This is a genomic window from Micromonospora sp. NPDC048842 (assembly GCF_040649935.1).
Taxonomy (GTDB): Bacteria; Actinomycetota; Actinomycetes; order Mycobacteriales; family Micromonosporaceae; genus Micromonospora; species Micromonospora hortensis.
Genome location: NZ_JBEZGK010000003.1, coordinates 338,063 through 351,489, shown reverse-complemented (window position 1 = coordinate 351,489; position 13,427 = coordinate 338,063). Strand labels below are relative to the sequence as shown.

At 72.1% G+C, this 13,427-nt stretch carries 9 protein-coding genes; 2 read left to right on the top strand and 7 right to left on the bottom strand.

The features are described from left to right. Positions 1-47: 47 nt before the first annotated feature. Positions 48-1,517, top strand: coding sequence for an acyltransferase (locus tag AB0C19_RS06400; protein ID WP_357180345.1), 1,470 nt, complete (start codon positions 48-50; stop codon positions 1,515-1,517). Between the two features lie 65 nt (positions 1,518-1,582). On the opposite strand, the gene AB0C19_RS06395 is transcribed toward AB0C19_RS06400, so the two are convergent. From AB0C19_RS06395 to AB0C19_RS06385, 3 genes are all read right to left on the bottom strand, one after another. Continuing rightward, on the bottom strand, positions 1,583-2,839 hold the full coding sequence (locus AB0C19_RS06395) for a putative sulfate exporter family transporter (protein WP_357180342.1): 1,257 nt from the start codon (positions 2,837-2,839) through the stop codon (positions 1,583-1,585). After that, positions 2,839-2,985 carry a hypothetical protein gene (locus AB0C19_RS06390; RefSeq protein ID WP_181548476.1) on the bottom strand — a complete coding sequence of 49 codons (147 nt, stop codon included), beginning with the start codon at positions 2,983-2,985 and terminating at the stop codon, positions 2,839-2,841. Before AB0C19_RS06390 ends, AB0C19_RS06395 begins: the two co-directional genes overlap by 1 nt. Before the next feature lie 370 nt (positions 2,986-3,355). After that, entirely contained in the window at positions 3,356-5,230 is a 1,875-nt protein-coding gene (locus AB0C19_RS06385; RefSeq protein WP_357180338.1) for an adenylyl cyclase, read from the bottom strand. Between the two features lie 306 nt (positions 5,231-5,536). Here AB0C19_RS06385 and AB0C19_RS06380 point away from each other — a divergent pair, with 306 nt between their 5' ends. Continuing rightward, positions 5,537-8,578 carry a BTAD domain-containing putative transcriptional regulator gene (locus tag AB0C19_RS06380; RefSeq protein ID WP_357180335.1) on the top strand — a complete coding sequence of 1,014 codons (3,042 nt, stop codon included), beginning with the start codon at positions 5,537-5,539 and terminating at the stop codon, positions 8,576-8,578. Between the two features lie 7 nt (positions 8,579-8,585). On the opposite strand, the gene AB0C19_RS06375 is transcribed toward AB0C19_RS06380, so the two are convergent. The 4 genes from AB0C19_RS06375 to AB0C19_RS06360 all read right to left on the bottom strand — a co-directional run bounded on the left by AB0C19_RS06375 (position 8,586) and on the right by AB0C19_RS06360 (position 13,421). After that, positions 8,586-9,140 (bottom strand): dihydrofolate reductase family protein, encoded by a 555-nt coding sequence (locus tag AB0C19_RS06375; RefSeq protein WP_357180332.1) that lies wholly within the window; start codon positions 9,138-9,140, stop codon positions 8,586-8,588. A gap of 61 nt (positions 9,141-9,201) precedes the next feature. Continuing rightward, complete coding sequence (locus tag AB0C19_RS06370) at positions 9,202-9,780, bottom strand: hypothetical protein (protein ID WP_357180329.1); 579 nt, start codon at positions 9,778-9,780, stop codon at positions 9,202-9,204. 17 nt (positions 9,781-9,797) lie between these two features. Next, a complete protein-coding gene (locus AB0C19_RS06365; protein WP_357180327.1) occupies positions 9,798-11,642 on the bottom strand; it encodes a S9 family peptidase in 1,845 nt (614 codons plus the stop codon). Further along, positions 11,643-13,421, bottom strand: coding sequence for an N-acetylglutaminylglutamine amidotransferase (locus tag AB0C19_RS06360; protein WP_357180324.1), 1,779 nt, complete (start codon positions 13,419-13,421; stop codon positions 11,643-11,645). Positions 13,422-13,427: the final 6 nt, after the last annotated feature.

Below are 13,427 nucleotides of genomic sequence, written 5' to 3'. Positions count from 1 at the left end.
CTCCGATCCGTCGGTCCAAACAGTTCAGTGATCAGAGGAGTCGTCAGGTGCAGGCGAAGTTGAACGGGCAGCGTTCCGCGACGCTGCAGGGCAGATACTCCGCCCAGCACAACGCCTTCGGCGTCCTGCGCCTGGCGATGGCGTGTGGCGTGATCATCGCGCACGCCGGTCCGCTCGGCTTCGGCCAGCACAACCTCGGCGCGGCCACCTTCGGCCGCCAGAGCGACCTCGGCACCCTCTGCCTGTACGGATTCTTCCTGATCTCGGGATTCCTCATCACCGACAGCGCGCTGCGCTCCACGTTGCGCCAGTACGTCCGCGCCCGTGTCCTGCGGGTCTTCCCCGGGCTGTGGGCCTGTTTGCTGGTCACCGCGTTCGTCTTCGCGCCGCTGGCGGCGCTGTACGAGAACGGCAACCTCGACGGGTTCTGGGGGCACCCTGAGGGGCCCTTCGACTACGTCACGACGAACGTCCTCGCCTCGATGGAACAGTTCCCCATCTCGGGGTTGCTGGCCGACACCCCCTACGGTCTGATCGTCGGCGGCCCGAGCGCGTTCGACGGTTCACTGTGGACGCTGAGGTACGACCTGGCGTTCTACGGGATCGTCGGCATCCTCGTGGTGACCTCGGTGCTGCACCGGGCACCTCGCGCGGTGCTCGTCCTGACCGCCGTCTGTTACGCCCTGGTCCTGCGGGACTTCTTCACGGCACCGACCTGGAGCTCCCGCCCGCCACAACACGGCGCGATCGGACCGTTCCCGCTGCTCGGCGCGTTCGCCGCCGACTGGACGCTGATGCTCGGCTTCCTGTTCCTGCTCGGCGCCGCCGCCCGCCTGTACGCGCACCGGATCCCGGTGACCAGAGAGCTGGCCGTGCTGGCCGGCGTCGCGTTGGTCGGCTCGCTGTGGCTGGGCGGGTTCTTCGCTGTGGGCCTGCCGGCCTTCGCCTACCTGGTGCTCTTCGCCGCCGTCGCGCTGCCGAAGCGGCTGTCCGGGATCAGCCGCCGGCACGACTACACCTACGGCATCTACATCTACGGCTTCCCGGTGCAGCAGATGATCGCCCTGCTCGGCGGGACCCGGTTCGGGATGCTCGGCTACATCGTGCTGAGCCTGCTCGGCGCGCTCCTGTTCGCCGTTCTCTCCTGGCACCTGGTGGAACGGCCCGCCCTCGGCTTCAAGACCGGCAGCGGACGCGCACGGCACCGGCGCACGGGCCGCACCGCCAGCGCCCGCCCCGTGCTGATCCCCAGCCCGGTGACAGTCGCGGGAGCCGAGACGCGCACCGGCCGGCACAAGGCCGGCGGCCGGCACAGCCGGTCGACGAAGAACACCCCCGCCACGGCAGCCACACCGCGCCGCGCCAAGCGGGCCACCGAGTCGGCGGCGTCGTTCCTGGCGGTGCCCGAGCGGACCAGGAAGGACCTTCCGTTCGACCCGGTGAAGACGCCCACCTCGCACACCCGATCGGGTCGGTCCCACCGCGCGCCGACCACCTCGACGACACCGCCCCGCTGATCGCGATGGGGCCGGAGCCAGACTGGCTCCGGCCCCACCACCGTCCGCAGGGGCGGCCGGCCGACTCAGGCCGAGAAGTTGCGGAACAGCAGGGACGCCAGGGCGAGCGCCAACGCCAGGTTGAACACCGTGGCACTGGCGAACACCGCCACCGGTCGCCAGCCCGCCTCCCGCAGCGACGCGACCCGGACCTCCAGGCCGATGCTGACGAAGGCCAGGATCAGGAACCACACGCGCAGGTCGTTGACGATGGCGATGGTGGCCTTACCGTCCGCGCCAGCCGCGTCGAGGTACCAGGTGGCGATGACCGAGGCCGCTATGAAACCGAGGACGAACTTCGGAAACCGCGTCCACAGCTCACCGAGGCCCGGTCGGGCCGCGCCGGGCCGTCGTTCCACCCGCAGTGTGAAGTACGCGGTGAGCGCGACCGCCACCACACCCATCAGGGCATTCTGGGCGACCTTGACGATGCTGGCGATCTGGAGCGCCTCCTCACCGGCGAGCGCTCCCGCCGCGGTGACCGCCGCTGTGGTGTCGATGTTGCCACCAATCCATGCGCCGGCCACCGCGTCGGAGAGCCCGAACACGTCGGCCAACCAGGGCAGAATGAAGATGGACGGCAACGCGAAGACGATGACCAGACTCGCCGTGTAGGCCAACTGTTCGCGGCGCGCCCGTACGGCGCCGGCGGCGGCGATCGCCGCGCTGACCCCGCAGATCGACACCGCCGACGCGAGCAGCGCCCGCAGCTTGTCGTCGAGGCCGAACCTGCCGGCCAACCACCAGGTGAACAGGAACACCCCGCTGATCAGCAGGATCGCCTGGGCGATCGCCGGGCCGGCGGCGCTGGCGATGACGGCCAGGTTGATCGACGCCCCGAGCAGCACCAGACCGGTCTTGATGAAGAACTCGGTCCGGAAGGCAGCGGCGATCCGGTCCCGCCACCCGACCAGCGTGACGGCGACGTTGCCGAGCAGGCCGAGCAGGATCGCGTAGATCGGGTACTCGATCGCCGCTCCGATGTCCTCGACGGCGGTGCCCTCGGCCCAGGCCGGGACGTTCTGCTCCAGGTAGCGGGTGAGCGCGGCGAGACCGACCACGATCAGCAGGCCGAGCGCCGTCCATGCCCAGAACGCCCCGTCACGGGCCACGCTGGTCGGCTCGGCAGGGTCGGCGGTGGTCGACGACGTGTCGCGCTCGACCACGTCCTCGGCCGGCGGGTCGTCGGCGGAGGTGGCGTCGTCGAGGCGGGTGGCGTCGTCGAGGCGGGTGGCCTCGGCCGTGGCGGGCTCGGTGCCCGTCCGGGTCGCGTCGGCGGTCATCAGGGCACCAGCCCGGCGGGAATGGCACCCAACAGGACCAGGGCGAGCAGGGCCAGGCCGAGGATGGTCGCCGCCCAGTCCTCGTTGAACGCGAGCCGGGACGCGCCGGCCGTCGGCGGTGTGGGCGGTGGCTGGTCGGATGTCATGGCGTACCTCCATGGTGGTGAACCGATCCGGCGGTGCCGGATCGGTTCAGAAGCGCGGTGACGAGCGTGCGGAGCCGCGCCGGGTCACGCGTCGACGCGCGAGCCGGCGGTGCGGCCGGAAGAGGGGTGCGGTGCTGCGGTGCTCAGTCGGTGCCCGGTGTGCCCGGACAGAGCTCACTGGCGGTTCGCATCAGGTCGACGACCCGACGCGACGTGAGGAGCGGACCAACCGGCATTCACGTATTTTCCTACCGACTCGATAGGAATTCAAGACCGTCGACCCGGATTCTTCCTCTGCGGACGCCCTCGCCACCGACGACGGGGCCGGAGCCACTGCCGGCTCCGGCCCCGTCGGTACGCCCGATCCCCGCTACGGGGTCGGGTACTGCTTCAGGTAGACCGGAACGCCGACCTTGGTCATGTCGGCCGCGTCCCCGACGCCGTTGACCACATGGTCGATCGTGCCGGCGCTGAGGTTGACGGTCATGATGTGGTGCAGCCGCACCCCGGGCCGGTTCGGCACCTCGAAGCCGTTCTCGGTGTGGATCGACGGGTTGTTCTGGTTGAACACGTACACCCCGCCCCCGTACAGGGTGTGGTGACGTACGCGGTCGCCGACCTTGTACCCGGCCCAGCCCTCGACCGCGCCGTTCATCCAGTCGGCCTGCGTCGGCGGGTCGTACGGCAGCTCGTTCTGATAGAGGATCGTGGTGCCGTGCTCGCCGTTCCAGACCGTGTTGTAGCGCTGGAAGTGCTCGACGAAGAGGCCGGTAGCGGTCACGTGGTCGCCGTTGATGATGGCCCCGTAGCGACCGGTGTTGGTACGCCAGCGGTCGGTGTCACCGTTGACCCCCTCGGTGAAGCCCTCGACGCCGTGATCACCGCGCCACACCCAGGTGTGGTCGATGAGCACGTTGTCGCTGTTGACCTCCAGCGCGGTGTTCGTCCGCCCGATGTGCGGGCCACCGACCCGGAAGTACACGTCGGAGAGCGTGGTCGGGTTGTGCGGGCTGCTCGCGTTGCGGCCGTGCTCACGTCCGACCCGCAGCAGGACCGGCGACTCGACGGGGCCGGCGTCGATCGTGACACCGGCGACGATCACCCCGGGCACGCCGGCCACGTCCAGCGGGATCGCGCCGTTCTCGGCGGTCAGCGTGGCGTGCCCGATCCCCAGCACCACTGTGTTCGGGCGCCGGATCTCGATGCTGCGCGCGATGCCGTACGTGCCGGGCGTGAGCAGCAGGTGCTTGCCGCGCGCCAACTGGCTGTTGATGACGCGCACCGAGTCGGACGGCTTGGCGATGAAGAAGTCGCCGATCCCGATGGTGCGCCCCGGCGTGATGCCGTCAGCCCAGGAGACGCCCCGGCTGTCGCGCTGCGCGGCGGGCACCCGCACCTGGTACCGGCCCTTGCCGTCGACGAAGAGGTAGGGCTTCTCCCGGCTGAGCGGGGTGGTCTCCAGCGTGGTGTACGGCGGGTCGGGGAACGTGGCGTCGTCTGGCGCTCCCTCGACCCCCGCGAACACCTGGTTCCACACCGCGTTGGACCAGCCGCCGACCTCGCTGTTGCGGGTCAGCCACTGTTGCTGCGAACCGTTCGTCGTGGCCGGCAGCCGTGAGTCGGCGATGAACCCGCCGCTGGCGAACTGCGGGCCGGCGGTGCAGTAGTCCATCAGCGACAGACCGCCGCCGCCGATGTTCAGTCGGCGCATCGACACCGCCTGGGAGACCGCCCAGAAGTTCGCCGACGACCGGCAGTCGTCCTGGCCGGCCGCGTTGATGGTGAGCGACAGGTTGGACAGGGTGCGCCAGAAGTTGACCAGCGCGAGGCAGTTGCCGGTGCCGCCGTCGGCGAGGCAGCGGTTGTAGACCTCCAGCTTGCCGTTGACCGTGACGTCGGTCGGCGAGGCGCCCAGGCCGGACACCTCGGTGTAGTAGCCGACCTTGGCCTGCAACGGCTGTGCGGCAGTGCCGTACGTGCCGGGCTTGAACAGGTAGGCGTGCCGCTCGGTGCCCATCTCGTTGTCGACCTGCCGGGCGTGCGCCGCGTCGAGGGTCTGCTGGATCTCGCCGAGCGGCATGGACGGGTCGAAGATCGTCACGTTAGGGCCGAAGTCGGGTGCGCCGTGCGTCGGGCGGCCGGCGCTGGCCGCCGTGCTGGTCATCGTGGTGGCGGTGGTCAACACCAGGGCGAGCAGGAGGGTACGACCGGATCTCCGGCGCACGTCTCGGGACGGGGTTGTCATGTGGTTCGTCCTCTCCGCTGGCCGGGCGTACTTCCGGCGCAGCTGGGGCGGTGAGAGCGCTCTCTGACCCTTGCCGCCGGAGGTTGGCCGGGCCGGAAGGGGTTGAGATCTTTCTACCCGTTAATGCGCCCACACGCCACGACCAGGTGTGGCGAACCTTCGCGCCGGGCCCCCTGCCCGCGATCTTGCACTTTCTGCGGCCGTTACGCATCTTTCGACCCCTTATGGCACTGCACAAAGCGCAAGATTGTGGAGTTGGCCAACGCGCTTACGGTCCACCTCGGGTCGCGAGTTGACGGCACTAAGATGACCGCCGTGCAGTTCGGGGTGCTCGGGCCGCTCGCCGTGACCACGGACGCCGGCGAGCCGGTAGTGGTGCCCGGCACCAAGGTGCGGGCGTTGCTGGCCGACCTGTTGGCCAACCGCAACCAGGTGGTCTCGGCCGACCGCCTCATCGACGACCTGTGGGGTGACGACGCCCCCGCCAATCCGGCCGGAGCCCTCCAGGTGCGGGTGTCGCAGCTGCGCAAGGCGCTCAACGATGCCGAGCCCGGTGCCCGCGAGTTGGTCGAGTCCCGGCCGCCCGGCTACCTGCTGCGGGTCGACGCGGTCGACGTCGACCGCTTCGACGAGCTGGCCCGCTGCGCCGACGTCGAACGGCTGACCGAGGCCCTCGCGTTGTGGCGCGGCGAGGCGTACGCCGACGTGGCCGACGCGGAGTTCGTGCGGGCCGAGGCTGCCCGCCTCGCCGAGCAGCGCCTCGTCGTACACGAGCGGTTGGCGCAGGCCCGGCTGGCCCGGGGTGAGCATGACCTGGTGGCCGCGGACCTGGCCGAGTTGGTCGCCAGACACCCGCTGCGCGAAGGCCTACGGGCGGTGCAGCTGCGCGCGTTGTACGCGGCCGGCCGCCAGTCCGAGGCGTTGGAGAGCTACGCCGAGCTGCGGGCCCGGCTCGCCGAGGAGCTGGGCCTGGACCCAGGCCCGGAGCTGGTCGCCCTGCATCGCAGGATCCTCGAACAGGACGCCGGCCTTGACGTCCCGCCGAAGGCGGCGATCATCCGGAGCAACCTGCCGGCCGCGCTCGACGAGTTGATCGGGCGGGACGAGGCGCTGGCCGAGCTGCTGACGCTGCTGCCCCGCCAACGGCTCGTCACGCTGGTCGGGCCGGGCGGCGTCGGCAAGACCCGGCTGGCCACCGAGACGGCCCGCGCCACGTCCTACCCGGACGGTGTCCGACTGGTCGAGCTGGCCCCGCTCCCGGCCGGCGACGCCAGCGTCGCCGAACAGGTGCTCGGCGCTCTGGGCGCCCACGAGGCCGCCGGAACGAGCCAGTCCCCCGCCGACCGGGTGGTCACGGCCCTGCGGCACCGGCAGTTGCTGCTCGTGCTGGACAACTGCGAACACGTCATCGAACCGGTCGCCGAGCTGGTCGCCCGGCTGCTGCGCGACGTGTCAGGGGTGAGCGTGCTGGCCACCAGCAGAGAGCCACTCGGGTTGACCGGTGAGCTGCTCTGGGAGGTACCCCCACTGCCGGTGCCGGACGACGGTGACCTGGACGCGGTCCGGCGCTCGGCGGCGGCCCGGTTGTTCGTCGCCCGCGCCGCCGCGCAGCAGCGCGGTTTCCGCCTCGACGGGCAGACTGCGACGGCGGTGGCCCAGCTGTGCCGCCGCCTCGACGGTCTGCCGCTGGCGTTGGAGCTGGCGGCGACCCGGGTCCGCGCGCTGGGCGTACGCGGGGTGGTGGACCGGCTCGACGACCGGTTCCGGCTGCTCACCACCGCGCAGCGGGACGTGCCGCCCCGGCAGCGGACGCTCACCGCTGTGATCGGCTGGAGCTGGGACCTCCTGGACGAGTCCGACCGGGTGGTGCTCGCCCACCTGGCGGTGTTCCCGGACGGCTGCACCCCGGAGGCCGCCGAACAGGTCTGCCGAACCGACCTGGACGCCCTCGCCCGGCTGGTGGACCGGTCGCTGGTGGTGCTCGACGACTCCGGCGCGGCCCCCCGATACCGGCTGCTCGAATCGGTGGCCGCGTTCTGCCTGGAACGCCTCACCGACGCCGACGAGATACGCGGGCGCCACGCCACCTACTACACCGAGCTGGCCGAACGCGCCGACCCCGGGCTGCGCGGGGCCGACCAGCGGCGGTGGCTGGCGCTGCTCGACACCGAGCTGGCGAACCTGCGCTCGGCACTGGCGCACGGTGGTGGGCTGCGCCTGGCGGTCGCACTGAGCTGGTACTGGTTCCTGCGCGGTCGACTCACCGAGGCACGGCGGGCGCTGGCCGTGCCCGGCGACCCGGAGCAGGAGGCCCGCGCGGCACCCTGGCGGGTCGGCTTCGCCCTGTCGCAGGGTGAGGTGATCTCCCCGGACGACGTGCGCGCCGCAGTGGCCGCCGACCCGGACAGCCACGCCGCGTGGTTCGCGGCCAACGCGGTGATCGAGCACGGCGACCTGGCCCTGGCGTCGGAGCTGCTGCCCACCGCCGCCACCGACCCGTGGACCGAGGCCGCGGTACTCACCTCAGTGGCCCACATCGCCCACGCCAACGGCGACCAGGCCACCCTGGAGCGCACCGCGACCCGCAGCGCCGCGCTCTTCGCCGACCTCGGCGACCGGTGGGGTCGGCTCCGGGCGACCGAGTGGGTGGGTGGGCTGGCCGACATGCGCGGCGAGCACGAGCGCGCCTTCGCACTGCACCGGGAGGGGCTGCGCTGGGCCGAGGAGTTGGCGCTGTGGCCGCAGGTCTGCGCCGAACTGTCCTGGCTGGCCTGGCTCGCCGTGCAGACCCGCGACTACGCCCAGGGTCGGGAACTGGCCGAACGCGCCTACGACCTGGCGGTGGAGCAGGGCTCGCCCGGCGCACTGATCTTCGCGGAGATGAGCCTCGGGCTGGCCGCCCGACGCGACGGCAAGCTCGACCTGGCCGTCACCCACCTCAGCCACCTCGCCGACCTGGGCCGGGGAGAGAGCCAAACCGCGCTCTACCTGCCGATGGTGCTGGTGGAGCTGGGCTACGCCGTCGAGCAGGGCGGCGACCCGGACGCCGCGTTGGCCCTGCACATCGAGGCGTTCGAGGTCGCCGAGGCGATGGCGACGATGCGCGACGCGGTCGGCCCCCTGGAGGGGATGGCCGCGGCGGTCCGCTCCCCCGAGGTCGCCGCCCGGCTGCTCGGCGCCGCGGCCGCCGCCCGGCTCGCCACGCAGTCCCCCGCCGCGCCGGCCGAACGCGACGACACCGACCGGACGACAGCACGGCTGCGGGCCGAGCTCGGGCCGGAACGCTTCGACGCGCTGCTCGCCGAGGGCGCGCAGCTGAGCCCGGGCGAGGCCCGGGCCCAGCTCTGACCGGTGCTCAGGAGGTCACCTTCGGCTGGTACGAGGCGACGATCACGCCGCTCTTGTGCACCCGGGTGTCGACCAGGTCGAACGACGCCTTGACGTCGGTCAGCGCTGTGGTGAGGCTGGGGCCGCCCTCCAGCACCGGGTGGATCCAGAACCGAACCTCGTCCACCAGGCCCGCCCGGATCAGCTGGGCGGTGACCGAGCCGAAGCCGTACTGGATGATGTTCTTGCCCTCCTGGGCCTTGAGCGCGGTGACCGCCTCGACCAGATCGCCCTGGAGCACCTCCGTGTTGTTCCAGGTGGGGTTGGTCAGGGTGGTCGAGGCGACGTACTTCTTGACGTTGTTGAAGTACGCGGCGCCAGTGGTCGGGTCGCTCTCATCCATGTTCGGCCAGACGGAGGAAAAGCCGTCGTAGGTGGCCCTGCCCATCAGCATCGCGTCGGCCGCCTCGGTCTGCGCACCGGCCAGGCTGGCGGCCTCCTCGTCGAAGTACGGCATGGTCCACATCGGGTTGTCGATGACGCCGTCGAGGGTGATGTAGGTCGAGTTGACGAGCTTGCGCATCGGGATCTCCTGGGTGTTTGTCGTGCTATCCGGTGACACCCAGAACTCTGCCGGAGCCCGCTTACGATTCGCTTTCGATGCTCTTACCCGCGTCGTCGGTCGGGCCCTGCGCCCTGTCGGTCAACGGGATCGGCAGCGCCTGCGGGGTGACAGTGCCGGCGCCGGTCGAGTGGGCCGGGGCGGGGCGGTCCCCGCCGCGGCTGTGCAGCCGCCCGCGCCCGGCCGGACCGGCCCGCCGGGTCACCTCGACGGTCACCATCCGCACCGGCGGTGGCGGCGCTGTGAAACGCCCGACGCCCCACCGGACCCAGATCGGGATCCGGCCGGCGTCCGCCTCCGCGCGCAACTTCTGCACCGTACGGGCCCGGTCGGTGTGGTCGACCTCCACCACGACGGGCGGACCGTCGGGACGGGCACACGCCACGTCGAGCACCGAGTGCCGCTGCTCCAGCGGCGGTGGCAACGGCAGCACGCTGGGTGCGCGCCGGTAGACCCGCCAGCCCTGGGCCTCGGCCCACCGCACCACCGACTCGATCACCCGCGCGGTGACCTCGTCGGTGTCCAGGTCGACGAAGGTCACCTCGGCCAGCCAGCGACCCAGGTCCGCGGCCAACCGCTCGTCCTGCGCCGCGACCTCCACCGGCGCAGGATAACGCCTCAGCCGACGACGGTCGCGGTCGCGGCGAGGTGCCGGGTCAGCCAGCCGGTGGTGGCCCTACGGGCCGCCTCGGCGTTGGTTCGCGACAGGAAGTCGTGCCCCTCCCCGGCGAGCACCAGGTGCCCGTGCGGCACACCGCGCTCGGCGAGGGCCCGGGCGACCTGCGCCGACTCGCCCGCCGGCACGTTGGTGTCGTTGGCGCCGTGGATCAGCAGCACCGGCACGTCCAGCCGGTCGATGTGGGTCAGCGGGGAGAGGTCGCGCAGCAGGTCGGCGTCCCGCCGGGGGTCGCCGTACTTGCTGACGGCGGCGGCGGCGATCCACGGCTCGGTGCCGGCGAAGAAGGTCCGGAAGTCGGAGATGCCGCACTCGGCGACCCCGGCGGCGAACAGACCCGGGAAGTTCACCAGCACCGCGAGGACCAGGTAACCGCCGTAGGAGCGGCCCAGGACGCCGAGCTGGCCGGGCCGGGCCACGCCGGTGTCGACGAGGAAGTCCGCGCAGGCCGCCACGTCGGCGATCGCGCCGTAGCGGCCGGCGAGGTTGTCGGCGGCCACGAACGAGCGGCCGAACCCGGACGACCCCCGGACGTTGGGCGCGAAGACCGCGATGCCCTGGGCCACGAGGGCCTGGAACAGCCGGTTGTAGCCAGGACGCTCCTGCGCCTCCGGGCCACCGTGCAGGCTGATCGCCGTCGGCCAGGGACCCGGCCCGGCCGGGCGGTAGAGCCAGCCGGAGAGCGGCAGCCCGTCGCGGGCCCGGAGGTCGACCAGCTGCGGCGCGACACCGGCATCGTCAGTACGCGGGCCGGTGTCCGGCCGCAGCGGGCGCGGCGCCCCGGTCGACGGGTCGACCAGCCACACCTCCCGTGGTTGCACCGGCCCCTGCGCGGTGAGGCAGAGCAGGCCGCCGTCGGCGGCGAGGACGACGTCGCCGAGCACCTCGCCGGGGGCGGCGACGGCCCGCTGCACACCGCTGGCGAAGTCGAGCAGGGTCAGCTCGCTGCGCCCGCCGTAGGTGTTCCACAGCAACGCGCCACGCTGCCCGTCCGCGCTGGGCGTGATGTGTTCCAACTCGGCGTCCGGTCGTCCGGCCAGCCGGGTCGGCGGCTGCTCCGGTCGGGCCAGGTCGACCCGGACCAGCGCGGCGAGTTCGGAGTACGCGTCGGTGCGGGCCAGCACGCTCGTGCCGTCCGGGCCGAACCAACCCTGGTCGGTGCTGCCCCGCCCGGTGTCCGGGAGGAGCCGCCGTCGAACGCCGGTGGCCACGTCGAGCACCTCCAGCCAGCGGGCGTTACGAGGGCCGCGGCGCAGCAGCGCGGTGCCGGCGTCCGGGGTCACGTCCAGGAGGGTGAGCAGGTCGCCCTGGGCGAGCACCCGCCGGTGCCCGGTGTCGGCGTCGACCAGCAGGGCTTGCCCGTGCTCGTCGGTCTCGGTGACCGCCAGCACCGCGCCGTGCGGCAGCCAGCCGGCCAGCGCGGCGCTGCGGCGGCCGAACCCGGCGACCTGGTGGCGTCGCGTGCCGTCCGGGCGCAGCACCCACAGCTCGGTGCGGGGCGCGCCACCGGGGGCGACGACACAGGCCAACCACTGGCCGTCCGGGGACCAGCTCAGCGCGAGGACCGGCTCGTCACCGACGGGCAGCGCGACGGGCGCACCCGCGTCGACCTGACAGACCCAGACGCCGGGCGTGCCGGCCCGGTCGGAGAGGAACGCCACCCGGCGGCCGTCGGGGGACGGCGCGGGGGCGAAGTCCTCGCTGATCGGCACCGGCGGTGACACCGGCCGGTGGCTCGCGGGTCGGGGCCGCCGGGTGGTGCGCGGCGACTCAATCCGTACGCTCATCTAAACCCCGATCCGCTGCAACCAGAGCTCCAGCAGCCCAAGCTGCCAGAGCGCGTTGGAGCCCAGCGTGGTCCGCCGGGCGTTCGGCGCGTCCAGCAACTCCTCCAGGTAGTCCTTGCGGAACAGGCCCCGCTCGCGCGCCGGTCGGGCGGTCAGCGCGTCCCGCACGTCGTCGAGCAGTGGGCCGGAGAGATGCCGGATGGCGGGCACCGGGAAGTAGCCCTTCGGCCGGTCGATCACCTCGTCCGGGACGATGCCCCGACTCGCGGCCTTCAGCACCCCCTTGCCGCCCTGCGCCAGCTTCATGGCCGGTGGGCAGGCGGCGGCCAACTCGACCACCTCGTGGTCGAGGAACGGCACACGGGCCTCCAGCCCCCAGGCCATCGTCATGTTGTCGACCCGCTTGACCGGGTCGTCAACGAGCATCACCAGGCTGTCCAGGCGCAGCGCCGCGTCCAGCGCGGTGTCCGCGCCGGGCGCGCCGAAGTGCGCGGCGACGAACTCCAGGCTGGCGTCGTGGTCGAGCATCCACTCGGGCGCCAGGTGCCCGCCGAGCGCGTCGTGACGACGATCGAAGAACACCCTGGCGTACGCCTCGACGGCGTCCGCGCGGGCCACGTTGGCCATCGGCGGGTACCAGTCGTAGCCGGCGAGGATCTCGTCGGCGCCCTGCCCGGACTGCACCACTGTGATGCGCTGCGAGACCTCCTCGGAGAGCAGGTGGAACGCGACGCAGTCGTGGCTGACCATCGGCTCGCTCATCGCCGCGATGGCCTGGTGCACGGCGGGGACGAACCGCTTCGCGCCGATGCGGATCTGCTGGTGGTCGGTGTCGAAGTGACGGGCCATCAGGTCGGAGTAGTGGAACTCGTCGCCGCTCTCCCCCGCCGCCGCCTCGAAGCCGATGCTGAAGGTGGCCAGGCCGGTCTGGCCCTGCTCGGCCAGCAGGGCGACGATCAGGCTGGAGTCGAGACCGCCGGAGAGCAGTACGCCGACCGGCACATCGGCGACCATCCTCCGTCGTACGGCGGTGCGCAACGCCGCCATGAGCCGTTCCTGCCACTCGTCGGCGGACATGGCGGGGACGGCGGCGCGGTTGAACTCCGGCCGCCAGTAGGTGGTGTCGGTGCGCCGGCCGTCCGCGGTGATCACCCGCACGGTGGCCGGTGGCAGCTTGCGGACCCCGGCGAGGATCGTGCGTGGCGCCGGCACCACCGAGTGGAAGCTCATGTAGTGGTGCAGCGCCACCGGGTCGAGGTCGGTGTCCACGTCACCGGCGGCGAGCAACGCCGGCAGGGTCGAGGCGAAACGCACCCGGCCCGGCCCCTCGGCCAGGTAGAGCGGTTTGATGCCGAGCCGGTCCCGGGCCAGCACCAGGGTGTGCGTGGCCAGCTCGACCAGGGCGAACGCGAACATCCCGTAGAACCGCTCGACACAGGCCGTCCCCCACCTGTGGTACGCCTTGAGGATCACCTCGGTGTCCGAGGTGGACCGGAAGGAGTAACCGGCCGAGGTCAGCTCGTCGCGCAGCTCCCGGTAGTTGTAGATGCAGCCGTTGAAGACCATTGCCAGACCCAGCTCGGTGTCGACCATCGGCTGGGCGCCCGCGTCGGACAGGTCGATGATGCGCAGCCGGCGGTGCACCAGGGCCACCGACCCCTGCTGCCACCGACCCTCGCCGTCCGGGCCCCGGGAGGCCAGGGCGGGAAGCATCCGCTCGACGGCGGCCAGATCCGGTGGCGCCCCGTCGAGGCGGAACTCGCCTCCGATACCGCACATGGCACA

Coding starts and splice junctions, on each gene's coding strand:
- AB0C19_RS06365 (WP_357180327.1), bottom strand. CDS start 11,642: ATGAGCGTACGGATTGAGTCGCCGCGCACCACCCGGCGGCCCCGACCC.
- AB0C19_RS06380 (WP_357180335.1), top strand. CDS start 5,537: ATGACCGCCGTGCAGTTCGGGGTGCTCGGGCCGCTCGCCGTGACCACG.
- AB0C19_RS06375 (WP_357180332.1), bottom strand. CDS start 9,140: ATGCGCAAGCTCGTCAACTCGACCTACATCACCCTCGACGGCGTCATC.
- AB0C19_RS06395 (WP_357180342.1), bottom strand. CDS start 2,839: ATGACCGCCGACGCGACCCGGACGGGCACCGAGCCCGCCACGGCCGAG.
- AB0C19_RS06390 (WP_181548476.1), bottom strand. CDS start 2,985: ATGACATCCGACCAGCCACCGCCCACACCGCCGACGGCCGGCGCGTCC.
- AB0C19_RS06385 (WP_357180338.1), bottom strand. CDS start 5,230: ATGACAACCCCGTCCCGAGACGTGCGCCGGAGATCCGGTCGTACCCTC.
- AB0C19_RS06360 (WP_357180324.1), bottom strand. CDS start 13,421: ATGTGCGGTATCGGAGGCGAGTTCCGCCTCGACGGGGCGCCACCGGAT.